At 72.2% G+C, this 25,955-nt stretch carries 22 protein-coding genes and 1 riboswitch; of the genes, 11 read left to right on the plus strand and 11 right to left on the minus strand.

What is annotated here, in order from left to right:
• A partial coding sequence (locus VQ02_RS25065; RefSeq protein WP_048446962.1) for a helix-hairpin-helix domain-containing protein occupies window positions 1-233 on the plus strand: 233 nt, incomplete at its 5' end.
• Window positions 234-279: 46 nt separating this feature from the next.
• On the opposite strand, the gene VQ02_RS25070 is transcribed toward VQ02_RS25065, so the two are convergent.
• The 3 genes from VQ02_RS25070 to VQ02_RS25080 form a co-directional block, all read right to left on the minus strand.
• The gene (locus VQ02_RS25070; RefSeq protein WP_209437065.1) at window positions 280-1,557 is read right to left on the minus strand and encodes a D-amino acid dehydrogenase; all 1,278 of its coding nucleotides are present in this window, start codon (window positions 1,555-1,557) and stop codon (window positions 280-282) included.
• Between the two features lie 131 nt (window positions 1,558-1,688).
• Window positions 1,689-1,796: riboswitch (glycine riboswitch) on the minus strand.
• Between the two features lie 146 nt (window positions 1,797-1,942).
• Window positions 1,943-2,905 (minus strand): CobW family GTP-binding protein, encoded by a 963-nt coding sequence (locus tag VQ02_RS25075; protein WP_048446964.1) that lies wholly within the window; start codon window positions 2,903-2,905, stop codon window positions 1,943-1,945.
• A 74-nt stretch (window positions 2,906-2,979) separates the two neighbouring features.
• Window positions 2,980-3,783 (minus strand): creatininase family protein, encoded by an 804-nt coding sequence (locus VQ02_RS25080; RefSeq protein WP_048446965.1) that lies wholly within the window; start codon window positions 3,781-3,783, stop codon window positions 2,980-2,982.
• Window positions 3,784-3,976: 193 nt separating this feature from the next.
• On the opposite strand from VQ02_RS25080, the gene VQ02_RS25085 reads away from it, so the two are divergent.
• The 5 genes from VQ02_RS25085 (at window position 3,977) to VQ02_RS25100 (ending at window position 9,121) form a co-directional block, all read left to right on the plus strand.
• Window positions 3,977-4,555, plus strand: a complete 579-nt coding sequence (locus tag VQ02_RS25085; protein WP_048446966.1) for a MarR family winged helix-turn-helix transcriptional regulator — start codon at window positions 3,977-3,979, stop codon at window positions 4,553-4,555.
• 170 nt (window positions 4,556-4,725) lie between these two features.
• Window positions 4,726-7,479, plus strand: a complete 2,754-nt coding sequence (locus tag VQ02_RS25090) for an ATP-binding protein (protein ID WP_245239840.1) — start codon at window positions 4,726-4,728, stop codon at window positions 7,477-7,479.
• A 79-nt stretch (window positions 7,480-7,558) separates the two neighbouring features.
• Window positions 7,559-8,245 (plus strand): SDR family oxidoreductase, encoded by a 687-nt coding sequence (locus VQ02_RS25095; protein WP_048446967.1) that lies wholly within the window; start codon window positions 7,559-7,561, stop codon window positions 8,243-8,245.
• A 272-nt stretch (window positions 8,246-8,517) separates the two neighbouring features.
• Window positions 8,518-8,685 carry a type II toxin-antitoxin system MqsR family toxin gene (locus tag VQ02_RS39410; RefSeq protein ID WP_280818966.1) on the plus strand — a complete coding sequence of 56 codons (168 nt, stop codon included), beginning with the start codon at window positions 8,518-8,520 and terminating at the stop codon, window positions 8,683-8,685.
• The gene (locus VQ02_RS25100; RefSeq protein WP_048446968.1) at window positions 8,678-9,121 is read left to right on the plus strand and encodes a type II toxin-antitoxin system MqsA family antitoxin; all 444 of its coding nucleotides are present in this window, start codon (window positions 8,678-8,680) and stop codon (window positions 9,119-9,121) included. The genes VQ02_RS39410 and VQ02_RS25100 overlap by 8 nt, the downstream gene beginning before the upstream one ends.
• Before the next feature lie 164 nt (window positions 9,122-9,285).
• Here the strand turns inward: VQ02_RS25100 and VQ02_RS25105 are convergent, their stop codons facing one another.
• Window positions 9,286-9,909 carry a TetR/AcrR family transcriptional regulator gene (locus VQ02_RS25105; protein WP_048446969.1) on the minus strand — a complete coding sequence of 208 codons (624 nt, stop codon included), beginning with the start codon at window positions 9,907-9,909 and terminating at the stop codon, window positions 9,286-9,288.
• A 128-nt stretch (window positions 9,910-10,037) separates the two neighbouring features.
• On the opposite strand from VQ02_RS25105, the gene VQ02_RS25110 reads away from it, so the two are divergent.
• The 4 genes from VQ02_RS25110 (at window position 10,038) to VQ02_RS25125 (ending at window position 15,797) form a co-directional block, all read left to right on the plus strand.
• On the plus strand, window positions 10,038-10,745 hold the full coding sequence (locus VQ02_RS25110; protein WP_048446970.1) for a PspA/IM30 family protein: 708 nt from the start codon (window positions 10,038-10,040) through the stop codon (window positions 10,743-10,745).
• A gap of 41 nt (window positions 10,746-10,786) precedes the next feature.
• Window positions 10,787-11,059, plus strand: a complete 273-nt coding sequence (locus VQ02_RS25115; protein WP_048446971.1) for a YiaA/YiaB family inner membrane protein — start codon at window positions 10,787-10,789, stop codon at window positions 11,057-11,059.
• 145 nt (window positions 11,060-11,204) lie between these two features.
• Window positions 11,205-14,624: an acyl-[ACP]--phospholipid O-acyltransferase gene (locus VQ02_RS25120; protein ID WP_048446972.1), complete on the plus strand. Its 3,420-nt coding sequence runs from the start codon at window positions 11,205-11,207 to the stop codon at window positions 14,622-14,624.
• A 129-nt stretch (window positions 14,625-14,753) separates the two neighbouring features.
• Entirely contained in the window at window positions 14,754-15,797 is a 1,044-nt protein-coding gene (locus VQ02_RS25125; RefSeq protein ID WP_048446973.1) for a PAS domain-containing protein, read from the plus strand.
• Between the two features lie 148 nt (window positions 15,798-15,945).
• On the opposite strand, the gene VQ02_RS25130 is transcribed toward VQ02_RS25125, so the two are convergent.
• The 3 genes from VQ02_RS25130 to VQ02_RS39415 form a co-directional block, all read right to left on the minus strand.
• On the minus strand, window positions 15,946-16,782 hold the full coding sequence (locus VQ02_RS25130) for a class I SAM-dependent methyltransferase (protein ID WP_048446974.1): 837 nt from the start codon (window positions 16,780-16,782) through the stop codon (window positions 15,946-15,948).
• A 193-nt stretch (window positions 16,783-16,975) separates the two neighbouring features.
• Window positions 16,976-18,265 carry a UDP-N-acetylglucosamine 1-carboxyvinyltransferase gene (murA, locus tag VQ02_RS25135; protein WP_048446975.1) on the minus strand — a complete coding sequence of 430 codons (1,290 nt, stop codon included), beginning with the start codon at window positions 18,263-18,265 and terminating at the stop codon, window positions 16,976-16,978.
• 106 nt (window positions 18,266-18,371) lie between these two features.
• Complete coding sequence (locus tag VQ02_RS39415) at window positions 18,372-18,560, minus strand: hypothetical protein (protein WP_083469436.1); 189 nt, start codon at window positions 18,558-18,560, stop codon at window positions 18,372-18,374.
• Window positions 18,561-18,799: 239 nt separating this feature from the next.
• On the opposite strand from VQ02_RS39415, the gene hemA reads away from it, so the two are divergent.
• Entirely contained in the window at window positions 18,800-20,059 is a 1,260-nt protein-coding gene (gene hemA, locus VQ02_RS25140; protein WP_048446976.1) for a 5-aminolevulinate synthase, read from the plus strand.
• 311 nt (window positions 20,060-20,370) lie between these two features.
• Here hemA and hisG read toward each other — a convergent pair whose 3' ends face one another.
• The 4 genes from hisG to VQ02_RS25160 form a co-directional block, all read right to left on the minus strand.
• Window positions 20,371-21,348 (minus strand): ATP phosphoribosyltransferase, encoded by a 978-nt coding sequence (gene hisG, locus VQ02_RS25145; RefSeq protein ID WP_048446996.1) that lies wholly within the window; start codon window positions 21,346-21,348, stop codon window positions 20,371-20,373.
• 8 nt (window positions 21,349-21,356) lie between these two features.
• The gene (locus tag VQ02_RS25150; RefSeq protein ID WP_048446977.1) at window positions 21,357-22,487 is read right to left on the minus strand and encodes an ATP phosphoribosyltransferase regulatory subunit; all 1,131 of its coding nucleotides are present in this window, start codon (window positions 22,485-22,487) and stop codon (window positions 21,357-21,359) included.
• 352 nt (window positions 22,488-22,839) lie between these two features.
• Complete coding sequence (gene hisS, locus VQ02_RS25155; protein WP_048446978.1) at window positions 22,840-24,375, minus strand: histidine--tRNA ligase; 1,536 nt, start codon at window positions 24,373-24,375, stop codon at window positions 22,840-22,842.
• A 135-nt stretch (window positions 24,376-24,510) separates the two neighbouring features.
• Window positions 24,511-25,746 (minus strand): O-antigen ligase family protein, encoded by a 1,236-nt coding sequence (locus tag VQ02_RS25160; RefSeq protein WP_048446979.1) that lies wholly within the window; start codon window positions 25,744-25,746, stop codon window positions 24,511-24,513.
• Window positions 25,747-25,955 lie beyond the last annotated feature (209 nt).

Genomic DNA, 25,955 nt, shown 5'->3' on the forward strand with positions numbered 1-25,955 from the left:
CGCCCGACGAGACCAGCGCCGAGCCGGCCGTCGAGCCTCCGCCGGCCGCGGCGGGCGCGGTCGACCTCAACACCGCCAGCCTGGCGGAGCTGAACGGCCTGCGGGGCGGGGGCATGATCGGCAAGGCGATCATCGCCCGCCGCCCCTACGCCTCGCCGAGCGACCTGCTGTCGAAGCGGGTCCTGAGCCGGTCGACCTACGAGCGCATCAAGGACCAGATCACGGTGCGGTAGGCCGGCCCCCGGTGCGCCCCACCGGGGAGCCGGTCCAGAGGCTCCGTCAGGCCGCCTGCGGCATCGGGATCTCGGTCTCGCGCTCGGTCACCAGGTCGGCGGCGATGCGGCCCGAGCCCGCCGCCATGGTCCAGCCGAGCGTGCCGTGGCCGGTGTTGAGCACCAGCCCGCGGATGCGGGTGCGGCCGAGATAGGGCACGTTCGAGGGCGTGGTCGGGCGCAAGCCGCTCCAGGCGGTGGCGGCGGAGAAGTTGCCGGCGGTGGGGAAGGTGCGCCGGGCGTTCTCCAGGATCGCCGCGACGCGCTCGGCGTCGAGGTGGCGGGAGTAGCCCGACAACTCGGCGGTGCCGGCGACCCGCAGGTGGGTGCCGAGGTTCGAGTAGACGAGCTTGTGCTCGTCGTCGGTGAGGCTGACCTGCGGCGCGCCGTGATAGTCCTCGATCGGGATCGAGACCGAGTAGCCCTTGGCCGGGTAGATCGCCAGGTTGACGCCGTAGCGGCGCAGGAACGGCGCCGACCACGAGCCGAGGGAGACCACGACGTTCGGGGCGGTGAGCCGCTGGTGCCCGCCCGCCACCATCGCCTCGACGCCGGTGACGCGGTCGCCGCCGGGGCCGAGGAGCAGGCGGGTCGCCTCCGAGCCGTACAGGAAGGTCGCCCCCATCGCGGCGGTGCGGGCGGCCAGCGCCTGGGTGAAGGCGCGGGCGTCGCCACTCTCGTCCTCCGCCGTGTAGGTGGCACCGACGATGTCGTCGATGGCGTGCGCGAAGGCGGGCTCGATCGCCAGCACCTCGTCGCGCGAGACCACCCGGCGCTCGCAGCCGTGCTGGCGCATCAGCTCGGCGACGGGCTTGGCCGCCTCGAACTCCCTGGCATCGCGGTAGAAGTGCAGGATGCCGAGAGTCTTCTCGGCGTAGGCGAGGTTCTCGGCGGCCCGGATCTCCTGCAGCTTGGCGCGGCTGTAGGCGCCGAGCCGCACGATCTCGACGGTGTTGCGCCGCGCCCGCTCCGGGGTGCAGTTGCGCAGGAAGCCGGCGATCCAGGACCACTGGTGCCGGTCGAGGCGCGGGGTGAAGAGCAGCGGCGCACGCGCGTCGAACAGCCACTTCATCACCTTGAGGGGGGCGGAGGGGTTCGCCCACGGCTCGGCGTGGCTGACCGAGATCTGGCCGCCATTGGCGTAGCTCGTCTCGAGCCCCGCGCCGCCCTGGCGGTCGATCACGCAGACCGACAGGCCGGCCCTGGCGGCCCAGTAGGCGGTGGCGGTGCCGACGACGCCGGCGCCCAGAACGATGAGATCGAAGGAGGTGGTCTTTCCCGACACGCGTTCCATCCTTCCCGCCGGCTGAGGGCGGGTCGCAGGGGTGGAACTCTGTTCGGGTGGCCTGAGAGATTCGCCGGCTTGAGGCCGGCTTGCTCCATCGGCGGGCGTCACGGCGCCCTCTCCAGAGTGCCCTCTCGATCGCGGTCCTTCTACCTGAGAGCTTCGGCGCGGAGCACGGCTGCCGCGCCTTTCCCCTTCGGTGCCGGCCTCGAAGGACCGGTCTCTCCCGCGATCGTCAACGGGCAGCGGAGCGATAGCACGGCGGGCCGGGCCGCGAAAGCGCAAAGGTTGGTCGCTCCCGGGCAGGCGGGGATGCACCCGCCCGGAACCGGCGCCGCGGCCCCGCCCCGGCCACCCGCGCCGGTTCAGGCCGGCGGAGCGGGGTTCAGGCGCGGCAGGCCTCGAACCCCTGGCGGATCTGCGCCGGATCGAGGTTGCGGCCGATGAAGACCACGCGGGACTCGCGCGGGTCGCCCGGCTTCCACTCGTCCTGCAGGTCGCCGTCGAGGATCATGTGTACGCCCTGGAAGACGAAGCGGCGCGGCTCGTCGGGAAAGCTGACGATGCCCTTGCAGCGCAGGATGTCCGGCCCCTGGACCTGGGTCAGGTCGGAGATCCAGGGCATGAACTTGTTGGGATCGACCGCGCCGGGGAGCCGGGCCGAGACCGACTGGATCTCGTCGGAATGGTGGTGATGGTGACCCTCCTCCAGGAACTCGGGCTCGACCTCGATGATGCGGGAGAGGTCGAAGGCCTTGCGGTCGAGCACCGTCTCGAGCGGCACGGCGCAGTGCTGGGTGCGGTGGATCTCGGCGGAGGGGTTGATGGCGCGGATCTGGCGCTCGACGGCGTCGAGGCCCGCCTCGTCGACGAGATCGGCCTTGTTGAGCAGGATCACGTCCGCGAAGGCGACCTGGTTCTTGGCCTCGGGGGCGTCCTTCAGGCGCTCGGACAGCCACTTGGCGTCGGCCACCGTCACCACCGCGTCGAGGCGGGCGGCCTCGCCGACGTCCTGGTCGACGAAGAAGGTCTGGGCGACCGGCGCCGGGTCGGCGAGGCCGGTGGTCTCGACGATGATGGCGTCGAACTTGCCCTTGCGCTTCATCAGCCCGTCCATGATGCGGATCAGGTCGCCGCGCACGGTGCAGCAGATGCAGCCGTTGTTCATCTCGAACACTTCCTCGTCGGCACCGACGACGAGGTCGTTGTCGATGCCGATCTCGCCGAACTCGTTGACGATCACGGCGTAGCGCTTGCCGTGCGGCTCGGTGAGGATGCGGTTGAGGAGCGTGGTCTTGCCGGCGCCGAGATAGCCGGTGAGCACCGTGACGGGGATCTTGTCGGACATGCGGGGGGCTTCTTCTGCAACCAGACCGGGCGCGGACGCCGCCGGGGCGCCGCACGGACCGGTGATATAGTGTGTCACTCGGCCCGGCGAGAGACCGGCTCAGGGAGAGCGAAGCGGGCGACGTCGCGCAGGAGCGCGACGAACCCTTGAGCGCCGTGGTCGAGGAGGGTGCGGCCGGCCTCGGCGGTGCCGAGGCGCGCGTCGCCGATGGCGCCCGCCGGGTTGAGGTCCTGGGCGTGCCAGGCGAGGGCGGCCGGGCGCCCGGCGCGCAGGTGGGTGAAGTCGCGCTCCATGGCGCGGCTCGCCGGCACGAAGTCCCGGATCGCCTCGCGCCGCACCAGGTCGGGCCGGAGCGCCAGCATCAGGGCGGTCTCGATCCCGCCGCCGTGGATGCCGTGGCGCACCTCGTCCTCCGGAAACAGGCCCGGCGGCGTGCCGAACCGGCTCCAGGCAGTGGTGACCGCGACCATCCCGTGCCGGCCGCGCAGCTGCAGGGCGACGAGGTCGATGAGCGCGCTGTTGCCGCCGTGCGAGGAGACGATGACGAGCCGGCCGCAGCCCGCCCGCGCCACCCCGGCGCCAATCCCGGTCCAGGCCCCGAGCGCCGTCTCGGGCGTCAGCGTCAGGGTGCCGGGGAAGTCGGTGTGCTCGGTCGAGAGGCCGACCTGCTGCACCGGCAGGACCCGCACGTCGAGGTCGTCGGGGACCTGCGCCGTCACCCGTGCGAGGTAGCCCTCGGCGATGATCGCGTCGGTGGCGAGGGGCAGGTGAGGCCCGTGCTGCTCGACCGCCGCGACCGGCAGCACCGCCACGCTGCCCGCGAGGGCGCCGCCGCGGCATTCCTCGGTGGTCAGGTCGCCCCAGGGGCGGGCCGGCATGCGCTCACTCCGTGAAAATCCGCTGCACGGCCCAGCATAGGCCGGGACGGGCCGGGCCGGAACGGCCTCGCGTCATCCAGGCGTCACAGGCCGGCTGCCATGTGCGCCAGGGTGCCGGTCGGCGCCCGCCCTCCCGCGCTTGCGCCCCCGGCGCCGGCGCGGCAGGATTTTGTCTCAAGCGAAGGGGCGCGTCATGGCAGCGGGCGAGCAGGCAGTGGCGGTGGAAGCGCCGCGCCGGGCGGCCAAGCGCCTCCGGCCCCCCGGTGCCAAGAGCGTCGGCTGGGCGCTGATGCAGGCGGCACGGCTGCACCGCGGGCGCATCGGCGACCGCCTGGCGGATCTCGACCTTTTCGCCGGCCAGGAGCAGGTGGTGCAGGCGCTGGCCGCCGCCGGCACCATGACCATGGGCGACCTCGCCGCCACCCTGCGGGTGCGCCCGCCCACCGCCTCGAAGACCATCACCCGGCTCGCCGCCATGGGGGTGGTCGAGCGCCGGACCGAGGCCGGGGACGGCCGTATCGTGCGGGTGCGCCTGACCGAGGCCGGCCTCGCGAAGGCGGCGGCGATCGAGGGCATCTGGGACGAGGTCGAGGCCGAGATGCTGGACGGCTTCGACAACAAGGAGCGCCGGCGCCTGCGCAAGCTCCTGCGCCGCGCCGCCCGCAATCTCGCCGAGGCCTCCGGGCTCGAGGCGCACGAGTCCGACGCCGAGGCCGAGGACGACCTCGATGCCGGGCTCGACGCCGGGGATGCCAGCCGGGACATGGACTGACGGGCAGCGGCCGCCGCCCTGCATCCCGGCCCCTGCGGATGCAGCGCGATCCCTCGCGAGAGGCTGACGCCGCATAACGGTTATCGCCTCGCCAAGGACGTCGTTCTTCGTTCACCTGCCCCGGGGGCGACCGGCTTGCGGCGGGCGCAAGGTCGTTGGGTCGGTTCAGAGTGTCGGAACGCGTTATCACCAGCGAAGGCGGCGCCGACCAGGCCGCCTTCCGCGCGCGACCACTCTGGGCCCACGTCACCACCCTCGCGGTCGCCCTGCTCGTGCCGGCGATCCTCATCATCGCCATGCTCGCCCAGCGCTGGGTCCAGGCCGAGCAGGCGCGGATGGAGGAGCGGACCGCGACCCTGAACGCGCACGCGGTGGAGCAGATCGACCGCTTCCTCAGCGGCCAGATCGCGATGCTCCGGGCGCTTGCCACCTCGCCGGCCCTCGAGACCGGCGACTTCGCGCGGTTCGACCGGCAGGCGCGGGAGCTGGTGAGCCCGAAGGGTGTCGCCATCGTGCTGCACGACCGCGACGGGCGGCAGTACGTGAACACCCGGCTGCCCTGGGGCACGCCCCTGCCCCGGGTCGTCCTCGCCGACGACCGGGCCGTGCGGGCGACCGGCGCGCCGGCCATCTCCGATCTCCTTCCCGGCACGGCGGCCGGCGCGCCGCGTATCGCCGTCACGGTGCCGGTCCGGCAGGACGGTGCGGCGGCCCATCTCCTGTCCATCATCCTGCCGGCCTCGCTGTTCGGCGAGCTGCTGAGCGCCTCCGGCGTGGCCGCGCCCTATTCCGGCTCGATCGCCGACCGGACGGGCCTCATCATCGGCCGCTCCGTCGCCACCGAGACCGCGGCCGGCCGGCCGCTGCCGGGCTTCGAGACGGTCCAGCGGAAGACCGGACAATGGTCGGGCCGCAACCTGACCGGCACGCCGGTCTTCGGCACGCACCACCGGTCGGACCTCTCGGGCTGGGTGGTGGCGATCGGCGTGGAGCAGGCGGCCCTGCAGGCCCCCCTCGTCACCTCCCTGATGGTCCTGGCGCCGGTGATCCTCGGCCTCGGGGTCGTCGCGCTCGTCGCCCCGGTGCTCGTCGGCCGCCGGATCCTGCTCGCCAAGGCTCTGCTGTCGCAGGCCGCGGCGGATCTCAGCCAGGGCGTCCGCCTGCAGACGCCGGTCACGCCGATCCGGGAGGTGAACGAGGTCGGGGCAGTGCTGGCGCAGACCTCCGCGATCCTGCACCGGCAGGCGGACGCCCTGCGCAAGAGCAACGCCGACCTGGAGGAGCGCATCGCCGAGCGCACCCGGGCGCTCGTGGAGCAGGAGGTCGTCCTGCGGCAGAAGAAGGCCCTCCTCGACGCCACCCTGGCCAACATGGACCAGGGTGTCCTGCTGATCGACGCCGAGGGCATCGTCCAGCTCTGCAACGAGCGGGCGGTCGACCTCCTCGGCCTGCCGCCGGCCCACCGCCACAGCCGGCCTGCCTTCGCCGACCTCGTGGCCTGGCAGGACGCGCGCGGCGAGTTCGGCGATGCGCGGCCGGAGAGCGCGCCGTGGCTCAGGCTCCGGGGCGACCTCCTGTCCGCCCCGCCCGTCTACGAGCGGACGCGGCCGAACGGCACCGTGCTCGAGGTGCGCACCGTGCGCCTTGCCGAGGGCGGGGCGATCCGCACGTTCTCGGACGTGACCGAGCGCAAGCGGCGCGAGCTCGCCGTGCTGGAGGCGAACCGCGTGGCGGAGGCGGCGCGCTGCCAGGCCGAGGCGGCGAGCGCCGCCAAGACCGAGTTCCTCGCCACGATGTCCCACGAGATCCGCACGCCGCTCAACGGGGTGATCGGCTACGCCGACCTCCTCGTCCGCGAGGGCGACCTGCCGCCGGCGCAGCGCCGCAGCGCCGAGCGGATCCAGGAGGCGGGGCAGGCCCTGCTGACCGTGGTCAGCGACATCCTCGACTTCTCGAAGATCGAGGCGGGGCAGATCGACCTCGACCCGCAGCCCTTCGCGCCCGCCGCCCTCGCCGACAACGCGGTCTCGATCGTCAGGACTGCGGCGGACGCCAAGCGCCTCACCGTCGCGGTCGAGGCGGATGCGGGCCTGGTCCCCCGCCTCGTCGGCGACCAGAACCGGCTGCGCCAGGTGCTGCTCAACCTGCTCAACAACGCGATCAAGTTCACGCCGTCGGGCCGCGTGACCCTGCGCCTGGCGAGCACGCCCCTGGCGGACGGCCACCACGCCCTGCGGGCCGCCGTCGCGGATACGGGCATCGGCATCCCGGCGGAGCGGCACGCCCAGCTGTTCCAGCGCTTCTCCCAGGTCGACGGCTCGATCCAGCGCCGCTTCGGCGGCACCGGCCTCGGCCTGGCGATCAGCCGGCGGCTGATCGAGACCATGGGCGGCGAGATCGGGGTCGAGAGCCGGCCCGGCGAGGGCTCGACCTTCTGGTTCAGCGTGGTCCTGGCGGAGGCGACGGCCGCGGCGGCGGCCCGGGAGCGCGGGGCGGCGCCCCCGCTCGAGCGCCCCGCCCGCGTCCTCCTCGTCGAGGACAGCCCGATCAACCAGGACATCGCCCGGGCCATCCTGGAGCGCCGCGGCCACCGGGTGACCGTCGTGGCGGACGGCGCCGAGGCGGTCTCCGCCGTGCAGGCGGAGCCGCACGACGTCGTGCTGATGGACGTGCAGATGCCGGGCATGGACGGGGTGACGGCCACGCGCCACATCCGCGAGCTCGAGACGCCGGTCAGCCGCCTGCCGATCGTCGCGCTCACGGCGAACGTGCTGCCGCAGCAGGTCGCGCAGTTCCGCGCCGCCGGCATGGACGACCACATCGGCAAGCCCTTCCGGCCCGACGAGCTGCTGGCGATGGTCGAGCGCTGGAGCACGGCGCGGCCTGGCGCGAGCCCGGCCCGTCCGCCGGCCGACGCGGCCTGACCCGGCGTTCCTGCCGCTTGCCGCCGCGGGGGGAGCCCTACTTCCCTTGCGCCGGAAACGACCGTCGTGAGGAGCCGTCATGGCCAAGCAGGATCGCAGCGCGTTGATCGTCGGGGCCTCGCGGGGCCTGGGGCTGGGGCTGGCGCGGGCCTTCCTCGCCCGCGGCTGGGCCGTGACCGCTACTGCCCGGGGCGAGGCGCCGGCGCTCGCCTCCTTGAGCCCGGTGGCGCCCGAGATCGCCCGGGTCGACATCGACGACGACGCGGCGGTGGCGCGCCTGCGCGACGACCTCGCGGGCCGGAGCTTCGACGTGATCTTCGTGGTCGCGGGCATCGCCGACGGCGCGCAGGTGCCGCTGCCGCAGGGCGACCGGGCGGCGGCCCTCAAGGTCTACGAGACCAACGCGGTGAGCCCGATCCGCTTCGCCGAGACCTTCGCGGGGACGGTCGCCCCCGGCGGCCTGATGGTGCTGATGAGCTCGGTCCTCGGCAGCGTGTCGCTCAACGAGGGCGGCACCTTGGAGAGCTACCGGGCGAGCAAGGCCGCCCTCAACACCCTGGCCCGCAGCTTCGCCGCCCGCCACCGCGACGCGCCCTTCGGCGTGGTGCTGATGCATCCGGGCTGGGTGCGCACCGACATGGGCGGCCCGGAGGCCGACATCGACGTCGCCACCAGCGCCGAGGGGATGACCGCGGTGATCGAGGAGCGGCTCGGGCAGCGGGGCTGCGCCTACCTGGATTACCGGGGCGAGACGCTGCCCTGGTAGGGCTGTGGCGCGTCCTGCTCCCTTGCTCTTGCGGCGCATCGGTTGACGGGGGAAATGGCCGGCAACGCCCTCGCGAAAGGCCCGCCGCGTCTTGGATCATGCACCATTATGGTGCGTGATCTGTGATGTCCGAGAAGCGAAAGCCAACTTACGACCTCGACAGCTGCCGGGTCTGGGCCAAGAGTACCCGATTCCGCATTGCGGGATCGGCACTCCGAACCGCAGCAGAGATGGGCTTCAACGCGTCGGACGTGCTTGAAACCATTTAAACCATGCAAAGAAAGCACTTCAGAAAATCCATGACGTCACACCACAACGCGCGCGAGCGGCAGGACGTTTATCACGTACCATCCGATTTCGGCGTGCCTTACATCAATTTCAGAGCCGATGTCGTGACCGAATTCTTGCTGCTGTCGTTCAAGGAGAAGGACAATGGCTGAAGCACCTCTTTGCCCCATCTCCGGGGAGCCGATGGTGCGAGACACGCGACCGTTCGTGATTTCCTATAAAGGCCGTCAGCGAGAGATCGCGCTGCCGGGCTGGTACTGCGACACGAGTGGCGAGAGCATCCATTCGCGCGAGGACCTCAAGGTCTCCGATCGCGCGCTCGCAGCGCTCAAAGCCGAGGTCGAGTGTCTCGCGACCCCAGCCGAGGTCGCCCGCGTGCGCAAGAAGCTCGGCCTGTCGCAGGCGAAAGCCAGCGAAGTTTTGGGCGGCGGGCCCCGCTCGTTCCAGAAATATGAGAGCGGCGAAGTCATGCCGAGCCGGGTCATGACCAACCTCCTGCGCGTCATGGAGCGTCATCCCGAGGAGGTCCGTCGGCTCGAGGCTGAGATGCAGCCGGCAGAAGGAGCCATCCCGCCTCACGAGCAGTAGCGATACGCCGAGGCAGGCTCCGCGAAAATCGTGGCCTGCTTGACGCGAAATGCCTGCGATAGAACAAAGATCCGAGCAGGCGACGAGTTGGGCTGCCAACGCGCGTCTGAGCCGCGTCCCATAGTTCCTCGCCGGATGGTTTCCGACCCGGCCACGGCCGCACCTCACCCCGCCGCCAGCCCCCGTCCGAGCGCCCCCACCACGGTCTCGATCTGGCCGCGCAGCACCGGCTCGCTCAGCACCATCAGCTTCTCGTCGAGGCCGAGGCTGACGAGGCCGTGGGTGGCGGAGAACAGCGAGCGGGCCAGCAGCGCCCGCTCCGCCTCGGCCAGGTCCGGGCACAGCACCTGCAGGGGCGCCTCGATGGTGCGGAACAGGCGCACCTGCTCGACGAGGTACCAGTCCGGCAAGGCGTCCGTCACCCGGTGCTGGAACAGGGCGCGCCAGCGCGCCGGGTGCGTGGCCGCGAAGTGCAGGTAGGCGACCGCCAGCCGCACCAGGGTGTCCACCGCCGCGTCCCGCTCGGCCGGGGTGGCAGCGCCCGCCGGCTCCGGGGCGACGCGCACCGCGGCGATCGCCCGGTCGAACAGCGCCAGGGTGCGCAGGTTCACCGCCAGGATCAGCGCGTCGAGGTCGGGAAAGACCGTGTAGATCGCGCCCAGCGCGCAGCCGACCTCCCTGGCGAGGTCGCGCGCCTTGAGCGCCGGGAGGCCGTGCTCGGCGATCGTGCGTTCCGCCGCATCGAGCAGGGCCGCCCGCAGCCGCTCCCGCCGCTCCTCGTTCCGCATCGCCCGCACCTCCTTCGGCCCACTCCCCGGGCCCGAACCCTGAACAATGTTCATCTTTGCGCTTGAACAACGTTCAAAGCTGTGGAAGGATGCGACCGTGAACAACGTTCACGGATTCGGAGCCCCCGATGCTCAACATCCTCTCCACCCTCGTCCGAGGCGCCGCCGCCAGGGCCGCCGAGGACCTGCACGACCAGCACGCCTTCCTGATCCTGGAGCAGCAGATCCGCGACGCGGCCGCCGCCCTCGACGACAGCCGCCGGACCCTCGCACGGGCGATGGCGCAGGAGGGCGCCGACGCGAAGGCGCAAGCAGCGCTCGCCGGCCGCCTCGCCGACCTCGAGGCGCGCGCCGTGGCGGCACTGGCCGGCGGGCGCGAGGACCTCGCGGCGGAGGCCGCCGAGGCGATCGCCGAGATGGAGGCGGAGGCGCAAGCCCTCGAGACCAGCCGCGCCGCCTTCGCGGCGGAGGTCGCGGCCCTGCGCCGGGCGGTGCGCACCGGCACCCGGCAGCTCGCCGAACTCGAGCGCGGGCAGCGCATCGCCCGCGCCGCCGAGGCGGTGCGCCGCCTGCGGGCCCGGCGCGGCCACGGCCTCGCCAGCCCGGCGGCCCTCGCCGAGGCGCAGGCCACCCTGCGGCGCCTGCGCGAGGCGCAGGCCGCCGACGCCGCCGCCGAGGAGGCCCTGACGATCATCGAGGGGGCGCAGCCGGGCTCCCTGTGCGAGCGCCTCGACGAGGCGGGCTTCGGCCCGACGTCCCGGCCGAGCGCCGGCACCGTCATGGAGCGCCTGCGCGCCAAGGCCCGGGCCGGGTCCGCCCCGACGGACGCCGCGTGACCGCCTCCTCCCCTCACGACCGCATCGAGGAAACCCCATCCATGACCCCGCAGAACCCGCAGCACACCTCCGCCTGGGTGGCCTTCACCTACGCCTCCTTCATCGGCGCCGCCACCATGGTGGCGGGCGGCATCCTGTTCCTGCCCCTCGACCTCTGGACCAAGGGCTACCTCGCCATGGGGGTAACCATGCTGGTCCAGTCCTGCATCACCCTGGTCAAGACCGTGCGCGACGTCCACGAGGGCAAGCGCCTGGTCAACCGCATCGAGGATGCCCGGGCCGAGCGCCTGCTGATGGAGATGGGCAAGGAGTAGACCGCCGGCCCCCGGTCCCCGACATCGGATCGCCGCAGACCGCGGCGAGAAAGCCGATTAGGGTTTACCGGCTAAGCACTCCCCCTGCCGCTGCGGCTCCCGGCCTGCACGCGCGCACCCGTCACCGAGCGAGGGAAACGCCTCCATGTCCGGATCGCTGATGGCCAGCCGGCGCTTCGCGCCCCTGTTCTGGTGCCAGTTCTTCTCCGCCTTCAACGACAACTTCCTGAAGAACGCCCTCGTGTTCCTGATCATGTTCGGGGCGGGGGGCGTCGGCGGGGGGGCGGACGGCGGCTCGGCGGCCCTGGTGACGCTCGCCGGCGCGGCCTTCATCGCGCCGTTCTTCTTCCTGTCCGGCCTCGGCGGCGAGCTCGCCGACCGGTACGACAAGGCGTTCATCGCGCGGCGTCTCAAGGCGGCGGAGATCCTGGCGGCGGGCGTCGCGGTGCTGGGCTTCTGGCTCGCCTCGGTCCCGATCCTGTTCGTGGCCCTGATCCTGTTCGGGATCGTGGCGGCCCTGTTCGGGCCGATCAAGTACGGCATCCTGCCGGACCATCTCGCCCGGGCCGAGCTGCCGGCCGGCAACGCGCTCATCGAGGCGGCGACCTTCCTCGCCATCCTCACCGGCACCATCGCGGGGGGGCTCGCGGTCACCCACGGCGGTGCCCACGCCTTCGGGCTCCTGGTGATCGGCTTCTCCGTCCTGTGCTGGCTCGCGAGCCTCGCGATCCCGAAGACCGGCGAGGCAGCGCCGTACCTGCGGGTCGACCGCAACGTGCTGCGCTCGACGGGCAGCCTGATGCGCGACCTCTACGAGGATACGCGGCTGTGGCGCACCGGCGTCATCACGAGCTGGTTCTGGCTCGTCGGCGCGGTGGTGCTCGCCCTGCTGCCGGCGCTCGTGAAGGGCACCTTCGGCGGCGACGAGACCGTGGTGACGGCGCTGCTCGCGATGTTCTCGATCGGCGTCGCGCTCGGCTCCGGCCTCGCCTCCTGGCTCTGCGCCGGGCGCATCGTGATGCTGCCGACGCCGCTCGCGGCGCTCGCCATGGGCCTCGTCTCCCTCGACCTCGCGCACGTCGCCGCCACCAGCGTGCCGCCCCCCGCCGCGATCGGCGCCCTCGACTTCCTGGGCTCCTGGCGCGGCGCCCGGATCGCGCTCGACTTCGTCCTGCTCGCCGCCGCCGCCGGCCTGTTCATCGTGCCGTCCTTCGCCGCACTCCAGGCCTGGACGCCGAAGGAGCGCCGGGCCCGGGTGATCGCGGCCTCGAACGTGCTCGCCGCAGCCCTCATCGTGCTCGGCGCCGTCGGCCTCGCGGGCTTGCAGAAGGCAGGCCTGTCCTCGGCCGGGCAGTTCCTGATCGTCGGCCTCGCCAACATCCTCGCCGGCATCGCGATCCTCGTGGTCCTGCCGACCAGCGGCTTTCGCGACTTCCTGTCGATCCTGTTCCGGGCCTTCTACCGGCTCGAGGTCCGCGGGCTCGAGAACATCGAGAAGGCGGGGCCCAACGCCATCATCGCGCTCAACCACGTCAGCTTCCTGGATGCCGGCCTGGCTCTGTCGCTGACCGAGCGCGACCCGACCTTCGCCATCGACCACACCATCGCGCAGCGCTGGTGGGTCAAGCCGTTCCTGTGGCTGACCCGGGCGCTCCCCCTCGACCCGACGAAGCCGATGGCGACGCGCAAGCTCATCAACGCCGTCAAGGCCGGCGAGACCCTGATCATCTTCCCCGAGGGGCGGCTCACCGTCACCGGCAGCCTGATGAAGGTCTATGACGGGGCCGGGCTCATCGCCGACAAGTCCGGCGTTCCGGTGGTGCCGGTGAAGATCGAGGGGCCGGAGCAGACCGTGTTCTCGCGCCTGTCGCGGGCCCAGGTGCGCCGGCGCTGGTGGCCGAAATTCACCGTGACGGTGCTGGAGCCGGTGCGCCTCGACGTCGATCCGGCCCTGAAGGGCAAGGCCCGCCGGCAGGCCGCGGGTGCCGCCCTCTACGGGGTGATGTCGGACCTGATCTTCCGCACCGCGCCGATCGACCGCACGGTGTTCGACGCCGTGGTGCAGGCGGCCGAGCACGAGGGCCCGGGCCGGGTCGCGGTCGAGGATCCGGTCACCGGCAAGCTCTCCTACCGCCGCCTCCTCGTCGGCGCCCGGGTGCTCGGGGGCAGGCTCGGGGCCCTCGCCCCCGAGGGACGGGCGCTCGGCGTGATGCTGCCGAACGCCAACGCCGCCGCCGTCACGGTTCTGGGCGTGATGTCCGCCGGCCGGGTGCCGGCGATGATCAACTTCACGGCTGGCGCGACGAACATCCTCAACGCCTGCAAGGTGGCGGAGATCGACACCCTCGTCACCTCCCGCGCCTTCGTGCAGAAGGGCCGCCTCGACGCTCTTCTGGAGGCGTTGAGCCAGAGCCTGACCATCGTCTACCTCGAGGACCTGCGCGACGGCGTCGGCCGGCTCGACAAGCTCCGCGGATTCCTGGGCTGGCGCCAGACGCTCCGGCCCCGCCGCCCGGACGACCCGGCCGCGATCCTGTTCACCTCCGGCAGCGAGGGCACGCCCAAGGGCGTGGTGCTCTCCCACCGCAACATGCTGGCCAACGCCGCCCAGGCCCAGGCCCGGATCGATTTCGGCCGCACCGACAAGGTGTTCAACGTCCTGCCGGTGTTCCACTCGTTCGGGCTCACCGTCGGGCTGGTGCTGCCGCTGGTCTCCGGCGTGCCGGTCTACCTCTACCCGTCGCCGCTGCACTACCGGATGGTGCCGGAGCTGGTCTACGGGTCGAACGCCACCATCCTGTTCGGCACCGACACGTTCCTCGCCGGCTACGCCCGCGCCGCCCACGCCTACGACTTCCGGTCGCTCCGCTACATCCTGGCCGGGGCCGAGCCGGTGAAGCCGGCGACCCGCAAGACCTACGCGGAAAAATTCGGCCTGCGCATCCTCGAGGGCTACGGCGTCACCGAGACCGCGCCGGTGCTCGCCCTCAACACGCCGATGTTCAACCGCTTCGGCACGGTCGGGCGGATCATGCCCGGCATGGAGGCGCGGCTCGAGCCGGTGCCAGGCGTGAGCGAGGGCGGGCGCCTGTTCGTGCGCGGGCCGAACGTGATGCTGGGCTATCTCCGGGCCGAGCGCCCCGGGGTGCTGGAGGTGCCGGCGGAGGGCTGGCACGACACCGGCGACATCGTGACGATCGATCCCGACGGCTTCGTCACCATCCGCGGCCGGGCCAAGCGCTTCGCCAAGATCGGCGGCGAGATGATCTCGCTCGCCGCCGTCGAGGCCGTCGCCGCCGAGCTGTATCCGGATGCAGGCAGCGCGGTCGCGGCCGTGCCGGACCCCCGCAAGGGCGAGCGCCTGGTGCTGGTGACCGAGAAGGCCGACGCGACCCGCGCCGCCTTCCAGGCCGAGGCCCGCGCCCGGGGCCTGAGCGAGCTCGCGGTGCCGGCCGAGATCGTGACGGTCGACAAGCTGCCGCAGCTCGGCTCCGGCAAGGTCGATTTCGCCGCCGTGACGCGGCTCGCCGCGGAGCGGACCCGGCCGGCGGAGGTGGCGGCCTGAGCAGGGCCGCTCGCCGGGGCGTCGGGTGATTGATCGGCCGTCCTCCGTTGACGCAGCGCAACGGCCGACCGATCTGATGTCCTGCCGGCCCTGCCGGGACCGGCGCCCCTGCGCTCCCAGGATCGCACCATGCTCACGTCCGTCCCCCAGGTCGCGGATCGCCTCGTCTTCTCGTCGCGCGAGTTCCTGAGACTGCTCGAGGTCCACGAGCTGACCGGCAGCTGGGGCTGGACCTTCGCGACGGACGAGCACATCTGGTCGCCCGGCCTTTTTCGCCTGCTCGGCCTCGAGCCCGGCGTCATTCGGCCGAGCTACGCGAGATTCCTGGCCCTGGTGCATCCCGAGGACCGCCCCGCCGTCGAGACGGCCGCGCAGGTGATGCAGGACGGGGTGATGCGCGACCGCACGGTCCGGGTGATCCGGCCGGACGGCTCCCTGCGCGTACTGTCCTGCCGCGGCGAGATCTACCACGACCCGGACGGCCGCCCGCGGGCGGCCGCCGGCACCGTCCTCGACGTGACGGACCGGGAGCGCCTGGCCACCGTGCAGGCGCATGAGCGCCGCCGGCGCCGTGCCCTGTTCGAGCAGACCCAGTCCTGGACGCACGCCTCCCTCTACGCTCAGGCCCAGCGGGTCGGGTCGCAGGAGCTGCTCATCCTCACCGGCGTGACCCAGGAGGCGTTTCGCCAGGACTGCACCCTCGTGGTCGCGTCCGACGACCGGAACCGGACGCGCGACCATGTCCAGGCGATGATGCAGGCCGGCCGGCCGTTCGTGACCGACAAGCAGCTGATCCTCGCGGAGGGCGGGCACGCGTGGTTCCGCTTCGTCTACGCACCGGTCCGGGACGACCGGGACGCCGTGGTGACCTGGGCCACGATGGCCTCGCGCGTCGGGGGAGCCCCGGCGGCGCCGGTCGACGAAGGCGTGCGGCAGGGGCTGGAGAGCGGGGTCAGCGGGCGGCACGTCTGCGCCGCGCGCGCGCTGCTCGGCTGGTCGATGCAGGATCTCGCCACGTTCAGCGGCGTGTCGCTGTCGTCGATCCGCCGCCTGGAGGATGACGGCGGGGGCCTGACTGCGCGCACCCGCGGGACCATCGTCGCGACCCTGCGGGAGGCCGGGATCGGCTTCACGCTCACGGACGGCAACGCGATCGCGGTCTACCGGAAGTAGGCCCTCTCTCTCGCCGGCCTCCTCGACGGTCGCTCCGGCCTCCATCCCCATCCCGGATTCCGCCGGGCCGTCTCGCACGACGCGGTCGCCGGATCCCTCCCCGCGCCGGAAAGGGATCCGGCGGCGGCCGGTCGACCCCGGGACGGTGTCAGCGCTTGCGGTAGACGAACACGTCCTGGTGCGCGTCGAGCTGCATCGGCCGGTACGAGATGAGCTCCAGCTCCGGCGCCGCCTCGGCCACCAGCCGCTCGACCGCGTCCCTGGTGAACCAGGTCAGGCCGTACTCGTCGGTGTAGTAGGGGTAGCGGGCGTAGTAGGTGCCGTCGCGGGCCATCGCGGCGAGGACGGCCGGCTTGTCGAGCCAGTACTGCTCGTAGCGCTCCGCCGTCTCGGCCGAGCCCTGGCCGTGGATGGTGAACACCGCGACGCCGCCGGGCTTGAGCGCGCGGGCGACATCGCGCAGGTTCGAGACCACGAAGTCCCGCGGCAGGTGGGTGTAGACCGAGAGCAGGTAGATCAGGTCGTAAGCGGCGGACGGCTTGACCGCGGCGCGCTCCATCACCGGCACCTGCGTCGCGCCGAATTCCGCGGCGGTGAAGCGGGCGCCCTCGTCGATCACGTCGCAGACCGCGATCCGGTCGCCGGGAAGCCGGCGCGACAGCTCGCGCACGATGCGGCCGTAGCCGCAGCCGATCTCGAGCGCCCGGCCGACCGAGTCCCAGTCGCGCCCGGACTCCTTCAGCGCCGCCTCCAGGATGTCGACGAACTGGCGCGCGCCCGCGCTGTAGCTCGCCACCCGGTCGGGGGCCGTCGAGGTCAGCATGAAGTCGTTGTAGTGGGCCCGGCCGATGCCGGCGACCGGCCGCGCCCCGAGGCGCGAGCCCAGCGCGAAGCGGGCCTTGCGCCCGACGGCGTAGAGGGCCGGCGAGCGCTTGATGACGTTCAGCATCCCGGGCGGGATCAGCTTGGTCGAGAGAGAGGGCACGGGTTCGCTCCGGCTGAGACCGCTCTCGCCCGCGATCGACCGAGAGTGGCCGCACGATGCCGGGACCCGGCCCCCCGGACAACGATTGACGCGGCTCAAGCCTAACGAGGACTTGATCCCGGCGGACGCATCCGCCGGGTCGATTCGACTGGCCGTCTGCTAAGCGTGTCGGACCGATCGTCTGGGAACGAACTTACACCCGCTCGCGCCGGATCTCGGCGCCGCAGCGCACGAGCTTGGCCTCGAGCGCCTCGAAGCCGCGGTCGAGGTGGTAGACCCGGTTGATCTGGGTCTCGCCCTCGGCGGCCAGCCCCGCGATCACCAGGGAGACCGAGGCGCGCAGGTCGGTCGCCATCACGGGGGCGCCCTTCAGGCGCTCGACGCCCTCGACCACCGCGACGTCGCCCTCGAGCCGGATCTTGGCGCCGAGGCGGGCCAGCTCCTGCACGTGCATGAAGCGGTTCTCGAAGATCGTCTCGCGGATGCGCGATTGTCCCTTGGCCTTGGTCATCAGGGCCATGAACTGGGCCTGGAGATCGGTCGGGAAGCCCGGGAACGGATCGGTGGTGACGTCGACCGCCGCGACGCCGTAGCCGTTGCGGCGCACCCGGATGCCGTGGTCGAGGGGCGTCACCTCGGTGCCGGTGGTGGCCAGGATGTCGAGGGCGCTGTGCAGGAGGTCGGCCCGGGTATTCTCCAGGGTCACGTCGCCGCCGGTCATCGCCACCGCCATGGCGTAGGTACCGGTCTCGATCCGGTCGGGCAGCACCGCGTGCCGGGCGCCCGAGAGGCGCGACACGCCCTCGACCACGATCCGGGGGGTGCCGGCGCCCTCGATGCGGGCCCCCATCCGCGACAGGCAGGCGGCCAGATCCACCACCTCCGGCTCGCGGGCGGCGTTCTCGATCACGGTGGTGCCGTGGGCCAGCACCGCCGCCATCAGGGCGACGTGGGTGCCGCCGACCGTGACCTTCGGGAACTTGATCTCGCCGCCGCGCAGGCCGTTCTTCGTGCGCGCCACCGCGTAGCCGCCGTCGATCTCGATCGTGGCGCCCAGCGTCTCCAGCGCCATCAGCAGCAGGTCGACGGGACGCGTGCCGATGGCGCAGCCACCCGGCAGCGACACCCGCGCCTCGCCGAAGCGGGCGAGCAGCGGCGCGATCACCCAGAAGCTCGCCCGCATGGTCGAGACGAGCTCGTAGGGCGCCGTGGTGTCGATGACGTTCGAGGCGGTGAGCCGGATGGTCTGGCCGGCCTCGGTGCTCTGGCCCGGGCGCTTGCCCACCACCATGTGGTCGACGCCGTGATTGCCGAGGATGCGCAGGAGCGAGGCGACGTCGGCGAGCCGGGGCACGTTCGACAGTTCGAGCGTCTCGCCCGTGAGCAGGCTGGCGATCATCAGCGGCAGGGCGGCGTTCTTGGCGCCCGAGATCGGGATGACCCCGTTGAGCGGCGAGCCGCCGATGATGTGAATGCGATCCATGGTGACAACGTCCCTCGCGCGGTCCGGCGCGTCTGGCGCGCTGGCGCGCGCCGTGATCCAAAACCCGATTATTGCACCGCAGCGACGATACCGCTACGCTTGCCCGTCAACGCTCATCGCCCGAAGTTCGATCCGCGGGCGGTTCCGGCGCCGGCTCCCCGCCGGTCGGTCCCTCGTCAACGGCCTCGCGCCCGCGCGCCTGCGCCTTGCGGCGCCTGAGGTTGTCCCGCAGCGCGGCCTTCAACCGCTGCTCCCGCGTCCCATCGCCGGACCTGCCGTCACCTTGCCCGCTCATCGCGCGCGACCCTTCGTCGCCATGACCAATTTCCAGCTTCCGTGCCCGCGCGGGAGGCGTCAGAACGCCCCCCTCGCCCTCGACTTTTTCCAAAGACAAAGCCGTCGCATTTGAGCGAGATCAAGGCGCGACCAGCGGCGTCCCGGTTCACCGGGCCTCCCGCCGCGCGGACGGGCCCCGTCACGGGGCCCAGCCGGTCCCGCCCCGGACTTCGTCCGGCCAGCCCGCGAAGGACAACGATGCCCGAGACCCGTCAGAGCGCGACCGACTACCAGGCCCTCTTCCGCGGCGCCCTCAAGCGCCTGCACGGCGAGCGCCGCTACCGCGTCTTCGCCGACATCGAGCGCATCAACGGCCGCTTCCCCACCGCCCTGTGGCGCCGGCCGGACGCCGCGACCCGCGAGATCACGGTGTGGTGCTCGAACGACTACCTGGGCATGGGCCAGCACCCCGACGTGGTGGCGGCGCTCACCGAGACCGCGCAGCGCTGCGGCGTCGGCGCCGGCGGCACCCGCAACATCGCCGGCAACAACTCGCCGCTCGTCGACCTCGAGCGCGAGCTCGCCGACCTGCACGGCAAGGAGGCGGGCCTCGTCTTCACCTCGGGCTACGTCTCGAACCAGGCCGGCATCTCGACGATCGCCAAGCTGATCCCGAACTGCCTGATCCTGTCGGACGCCTTCAACCACAACTCGATGATCGAGGGCGTGCGCCAGTCGGGCTGCGACAAGCGCATCTTCCGCCACAACGACCTCGCCCATCTTGAGGAGTTGCTGCGCGAGGCCGGCGACCGGCCGAAGCTGATCGCCTTCGAGTCGGTCTACTCGATGGACGGCGACGTGGCGCCGATCGGGAAGATCTGCGACCTGGCCCAGGCCTACGGCGCCATGACCTACCTCGACGAGGTCCACGCGGTCGGCCTCTACGGCCCCCGCGGCGCCGGCATCGCCGAGCGCGACCGGGTGATGCACCGGGTCGACGTGATCGAGGGCACGCTCGCCAAGGGCTTTGGCTGCGTCGGCGGCTACATCACCGGCTCGGCGGCGCTCTGCGACGCGGTGCGCAGCCACGCGCCCGGCTTCATCTTCACCACGGCGCTGCCGCCGGCGATCGCCGCCGCCGCCATCGCGTCGATCCGCCACCTGAAGCAGTCGGGCACCGAGCGCGAGGCGCACCAGCGCCAGGCCGCCCGCACCAAGGCGGCGCTCCTCGCGGCCGGCCTGCCGGTGCTCGCCACCGACACCCACATCGTCCCGGTGATGGTCGGCGACGCGGAAGCCTGCAAGGCGGCGGCCGACCGGCTCTTGGAGCGCCACGGCATCTACATCCAGCCGATCAACTACCCCACCGTGCCCCGCGGCACCGAGCGCCTGCGCATCACCCCCTCCCCGTTCCACGGCGAGGCCCACATCGCGGCGCTGACCGCGGCGCTGGTCGAGGTGTGGGACGCGCTGAACCTGCCGCGGGCCGGGACGGTGTTCGTGGAGGCGGCGGAGTAAGCCACCGTCTCGAGCACTGGCGGTTTCCCGTCAGTGCTCCGCCCGGCGGGCGGCGTGGCGGATGGTGACGATCTGCACGGCATCGTCCGCTACATCCACCTTGTCGAAGATCAGGCAGGGCAGGCGCGGTACCGCAAACCGATGCAGGCCCTTCCCGACGATGCGCCCGGGCCGGGCCCGCGCGAGGTCGCCCTGCGTCTCGGTCTACAGCTTCTCCAGCGCCGCCAACGCTCGCCGCAGCAGATCCGTCATCACCGGGCGCCCCTCCACCTCCGACCCGCGGATCGTAGCACGGACGGCACCCGGGTCTTTTACGACAACCGCCCCAGCAACCGCTCCACCAGCGGGTTCTCCGCCGCGAAGGCGTAGTCGATGCGCCTGACGCTCACCGCCTGCGCTCCGGCCTGGACCAGCGCATCGGCGAGGCCGAACACCGCGTCCGCGGGGCAGCGCAGGACGATCTCGCCCCTTCCCTCCGGCGCGCCGTAGGGCAGCTCGGCCTCGTGCAGGGCGGCGAGCCCCGCGAGGTCGATCTCGCCGGAAGCCGGCATGCCGGCCCGGACCTCGCGGGTGGTGCGGGCCCGCTCCTCGGCGCTGATCCGGCCGAGCACCGCTTGCACGGCCCGGCGCGGGGTCTCGCCCCAGGAGGCGGCGAGGGACGCGACGAGGTTCGCCTCCGAGCGCAGGATCACCCCGTCGTCCAGGATCTTGAGGGCGTTGGCGGCGAGCGTCGCGCCCGTGGTGGTGATGTCGACGATGATCTCGGCGCTGCCGGAGGCCGGCGCGCCCTCGGTGGCGCCTAGGCTCTCGACGATGCGGTAATCGGCGACGCCGTGCTCGGCGAAGAAGCGGCGGGTCAGGTTGACGTACTTGGTGGCGATGCGCAGGCGCTTGCCGTGGCGCACCCGCATGTCGCTCGCCACCTCGTCGAGGTCGCTCATCGAGCGCACGTCGATCCAGGCCTGGGGCACCGCCACCACCACGGTGGCCTGGCCGAAGCCGAGCGGCGTCAGCAGCTCGACCTGGCCGGCGGCGTCCGGCAGGGTCTCGCGGATCAGGTCCTCGCCGGTGATGCCGAGATGGGCCGCGCCGGAGGCGAGCTGGCCGGCGATCTCGGACGCCGAGAGGAAGCGCACCTCGACGCCCTCGACCCCCTTGAGGCGGCCGCGATAGTCGCGGGCGCCGCTGGTCTGGGCCAGCGTCAGGCCGGCGCGGCCGAAGAAGGCGGCGGCGTTCTCCTGCAGGCGGCCCTTCGAGGGCACCGCCAGGACCAGCGGAGCATCGGAGATCTCGGACATCAGCGCGCCTCCGCCAGGCGTTCGAGCCAGAACGAGCAGCCCACGGCGGGCAGGGCGTCCTTGCTGCCGAGGTGCTGCAGCAGGCCGTCGTAGCGCCCGCCGCCGACGACGGGCTTGGCTCCCGCGGTCTCCGCGACCTCGAAGATGAAGCCGGTGTAATAGTCGAGGTTGCGCGCGAAGCTGCCGGTGAACTCGAAGCGCTCGAGCGGCAGGCCACGGGCGGCGATGAAGCCGTTGCGCTCCTCGAACAGGGACAGCGCCGCCTCGAGCCGCGGGTCGTCGAGCCCGGCCCGGCGGGCGAGGTCGCGGGCCGCGACCGCCGCCGCATCGGGATCGCCGGCGAGGGCGAGATACGCGTCGAGGACCTCGCGGGCTTTGGCGCCGAGGCCGGCCCCGCCCTCGGCATGGGCCGCCGCCTTGGCGAGGAAGCGCTCGGCGATCTCGCCGGCCGTGCGCCCGCCGACCCGGCTGATGCCCGCGATGGCGAGCACGTCCTCAACGAAGGCCCGCACCCCTTGCGGGTCCTGGCCCTGGATGGCGGAGAGGAGGCCGGCATGGGCCGCATCGACCGCGACCGGCGCGGCGATCTCGTCGAGGGAGCGGCCGGCCGCCACCGCCCTGAGCGTCCGGCGCTTGGCCGCCGGCTGGACCGCGAGCGCGTCGAGGAGCGCGGTGATCAGCCCCATGTCGCCGAGGCGCACCTGCCGCTCGCGCCGGCCGAGGCGGTCGAGCCCGTCGAGGGCGAGGCCGAGGATCTCGGCGTCGGCCGCCGGCACGTCGGTCCGGCCGATCGACTCGATGCCGGCCTGGTGGAACTCGTCGGGCTCCGCCGCCCGCAGGCGGAAGACCGGCCCGAGATAGCTGTAATCGGCCGCCTGGCCGTCGGCGACGGCGCGGTGGTGGCGCCCGACGGGAATCGTGTATTCGGGCCGCAGGCAGAGTTCCGCCCCGGCGCCGTCCTGGGTGATGAAGATGCGCCGGCGGATATCTTCGCCGGACAGCTCCAGGAAGGGCTCCACCGGCTGCAGCACCGGCGGCTCGACCCGCGCGTAGCCCCGGTCCTCGAACAGCGCCAGGAGCGCCTCGTGCGCCGCCGCCGGCCGGGGGGCCGCGGCTCCGTTACCCGTCATTGGACCCAACACCTACAATGTTCGGACGGCCCTGTAGCAGCCGCGGGCGGGCTTGGCGACCGTGCGGCTCGCGCGGCTCTCTGCGGAGGGCAGCCGCAGTCATCCATCCACCGGATGAACCGCGGGTTTTCCCCTCTCCCCGCGGGCGGGGAGAGGGCTGATGACCCCTTGTCGGGTCAGCAGCGAGCCCGAAGGGCGAGGGTGTGGAGCCATATCCGGCACCTCCCCCTCACCTTCGGCTACCGCCTCGCTGCATCCCCTGAACGGGGACGCAGCCCTCTCCCCGCCCGCGGGGAGAGGCGATGCGCACGCCCGATATGTGAAAATACAACCTTGATTGGGGTGAAGACCCTCACCCTCCGTAATGCCGCCCCAGCACCTCGCGCACCCGCGCGACCATCTCGTCAACCGGCACCGAGAACTGCGCCGGCCGGGCGGCCTTCCACTCGGCGTTGCTGGCGATGGCGTCCGCGGCCTTGGCGCCCTCGATCAGGTCCTTGATCTGGACCTCAGCCCTAGCCCGCTCGTCGCTGCCCTGGATGACGACGCAAGGGGCGCCGCGACGGTCGGCGTACTTCATCTGGGCCTTCATGCCGGAGGCGCCGAGATAGAGCTCCGAGCGGATGCCGGCCTGGCGGAGAGCCGCGACGAGGGCCTGGTAGGCGGCGGTCTCCTCGCGGTCGAGCACGAGAACCACCACCGGGCCGGGCGCGGCCTGCCCCGACACGATCGGGCTGCCGACCACCTGGAGGGCGGCGAACAGGCGCGAGACGCCGACCGAGAACCCGGTCGCCGGCACCGGCTCCGAGCGGAAGCGGCCGACGAGGCCGTCGTAGCGCCCGCCGCCCGCCACCGAGCCGAAGCGCACGGTCTGGCCGTCCTCGTTGACCACGGGAAAGGTCAGCTCGGCCTCGAAGACCGGGCCGGTGTAGTATTCGAGGCCGCGCACCACGGAAGGATCGGCCCGCACCCGGTCGTGGCCGTAGCCCGCCGCCTCGCACAGCTTCATGATGGCGTGCAGCTCGGCGATGCCCTGGCGCCCGGTCTCGGAGGAGCCGACCACCTCGCCCCAGCCGCCGAAGAAGCTCTCCCAGAAGGCCAGCCGGTCGCCGCCCTCGGTCGGGGCGGCCTGGAACGCGACGTAGCGCAGGATGCGCTCGATCGCCTCGTCGGCGAGGCCGGCGCCCTTGGTGAAGTCGCCGCTCTCGTCCTTGCGGCCGGGACCCAGCAGCAGGCGCACGCCGTCGGGGCCGAGGCGGTCGAGCTTGTCGATCGCCCGCAGCACGGTGAGGCGCCGGCCGGCCTGGTCGTCGCCGCCCAGCCCGATCGCCTCCATCACCCCGTCGAGGACCTTGCGGTTGTTGACCTTGACCACGTAGTCGCCGCGACCGATGCCGACCCGCTCCAGGGTGTCGGCGGCCATCATGCAGATCTCGGCATCCGCCGCGACGGTCGGCGCCCCGACGATGTCGGCGTCGAACTGCATGAACTGGCGGAAGCGCCCCGGGCCCGGCTTCTCGTTGCGGAAGACGTAGCCGGCGCGGTAGCTGCGATAGGGCTTGGGCAGCGCGTCGAAGTGCTCGGCGACGTAGCGGGCGAGCGGCGCCGTCAGGTCGTAGCGCAGGGACAGCCACGACTCGTCATCGTCCTGGAACGAGAACACGCCCTCGTTCGGCCGGTCGAGATCGGGCAGGAATTTTCCCAGCGCCTCGGTGTACTCGATGAACGGGGTCTCCACCGCCTCGAAGCCGTAGAGCTCGAAGCTCTCGCGGATCTTCTCCAGCATCCGGTGGGTGGCGGCGATCTCGGCCGGCCCGCGGTCGACGAGGCCGCGCGGCAGGCGGGGCTTGAGGGTGGCGGCCTTCTCGGCCTTCGCGGGCTTGGGCATCGGGTCTCGCAGAGAAGCGGTCGGGCGGCGCGGCCTCGGGCGCCCGTCGGTCAAGGACGGGCTTGGCCAAGAGGCGGGCGCGGGGTTCGCCGGGCTCTAGCCCATTTGCCGGCGCCTGCAAACCGACGCCCGCCCTCACGCCTCTCCCGAGGCCAGCCAGCGCACCCGCGCCGCCTCCAGGCCCCAGACGATGCCGAGCATCATGTAGACGTGGCGCCACTTCTCCATGTCGATCTGCATCGCCTGGAGGAAGAACATCAGCAGGGCCGGCACCACGATCTGGGCGTGGCGCCGGTAGGGCGTGTCCTGGCTCATCAGGCGCAGGCCCACCCGCGTGGTCATCAGCACCAGGAACACGAAGGCGACGCCGGCGACCCAGCCGCCGTTGGAGAAGGCGCCGATGAAGGAATTGTGCGGCTCGAGGTTGAAGGTGCGGCGCCAGCGCAGGGGACCCATGCCGAGGGGGTCCTCGATCAGCATGCCGATGCCGCGCAGCTGGTTGCCGAAGCGGCCGGTCTCGCCCTCGTCGTAGTCCTGCGTGACCGCGGCGCGCTTGGAGAAGGTCTCGCGGACGTCGCCGATGGAGAGGAGGCCGACGAGGGCGACCGCCCCGAAGCCCGCCGTCAGGGCGGCGAGCAGCACGATGCGGCGGCGCAAGGCGGGGGCGCTGGTGCGGTAGACCATCGCGACCATCAGGGCGCCCATCAGCACGGTGCCGCCCCAGGAGCCGCGGGAGAACGATAGGAAGATTCCCGCGAGCAGGATCGCGAGGCCGAGGCCCGACAGGAGCGGGCGGCGGGCGCGGCCGGTGAGCAGGTTGTGCAGCAGGTAGAACGCGCCGAGGGTCAGGAACGAGCCGAACACGTTCGGGTCCTGGAAGGTGCCCGAGGCGCGACCGTACTTGCTGAACAGGTCCTCGTTGCCGACGAGCCCGAGATAGCCGCCGATGCCGAGGCCGGCGCTGAGCAGCGTGCTGGCGGTGTAGACCTTGAGGGCGAGCTCGACCCGCCGGTCGCACTCGTCGGAGAAGAACATCGTGAAGAAGATGCCCGTCACCGCGAGGTAGCAGAGCTGGACCGTCCAGACCGCCGGCAGCTCCTCGTCGAGATAGGGCATCAAGGCCACCACCGTGGCCCCCACGTAGACGAGCAGCACCCCGACGAGGGGCACCGCGCCCCGGTACAGCCGCACGCCGAGCAGGATCCAGAGCACGATGGCGGGGATCGCCACCACGTCGTAGGGCGAGGTGTCCGAGAACGCGAAGCAGGCGAAGAAGATGAACGCCGCCATCAGGACGAGGCCGAAGCCCCGCAGCAGCCGCATGAGCGGGATCGCCCCGAGGTCGCGGCGCGGCAGGACGAACGTGCTCATCGGGCGCCTCCTCGGGTGACGGCACCGAAGAGGTTAGTGGCAGGATGGTGTGCGCCGGCTGAAGCGACAGGGTGAACGAAACCCTAAAAGACCCGCCATCGGCTCTCGACGGTGTTTCCATCCTCCATCGTCGTTCCGGGGAGGATGATCTTCGCGTCGAGCAGGCCTGATGGACCGATCAAACGGCGCGGCCCCGCCGCGGAACGCGC

Source organism: Methylobacterium variabile (genome assembly GCF_001043975.1).
In the GTDB taxonomy this organism is placed as follows: domain Bacteria; phylum Pseudomonadota; class Alphaproteobacteria; order Rhizobiales; family Beijerinckiaceae; genus Methylobacterium; species Methylobacterium variabile.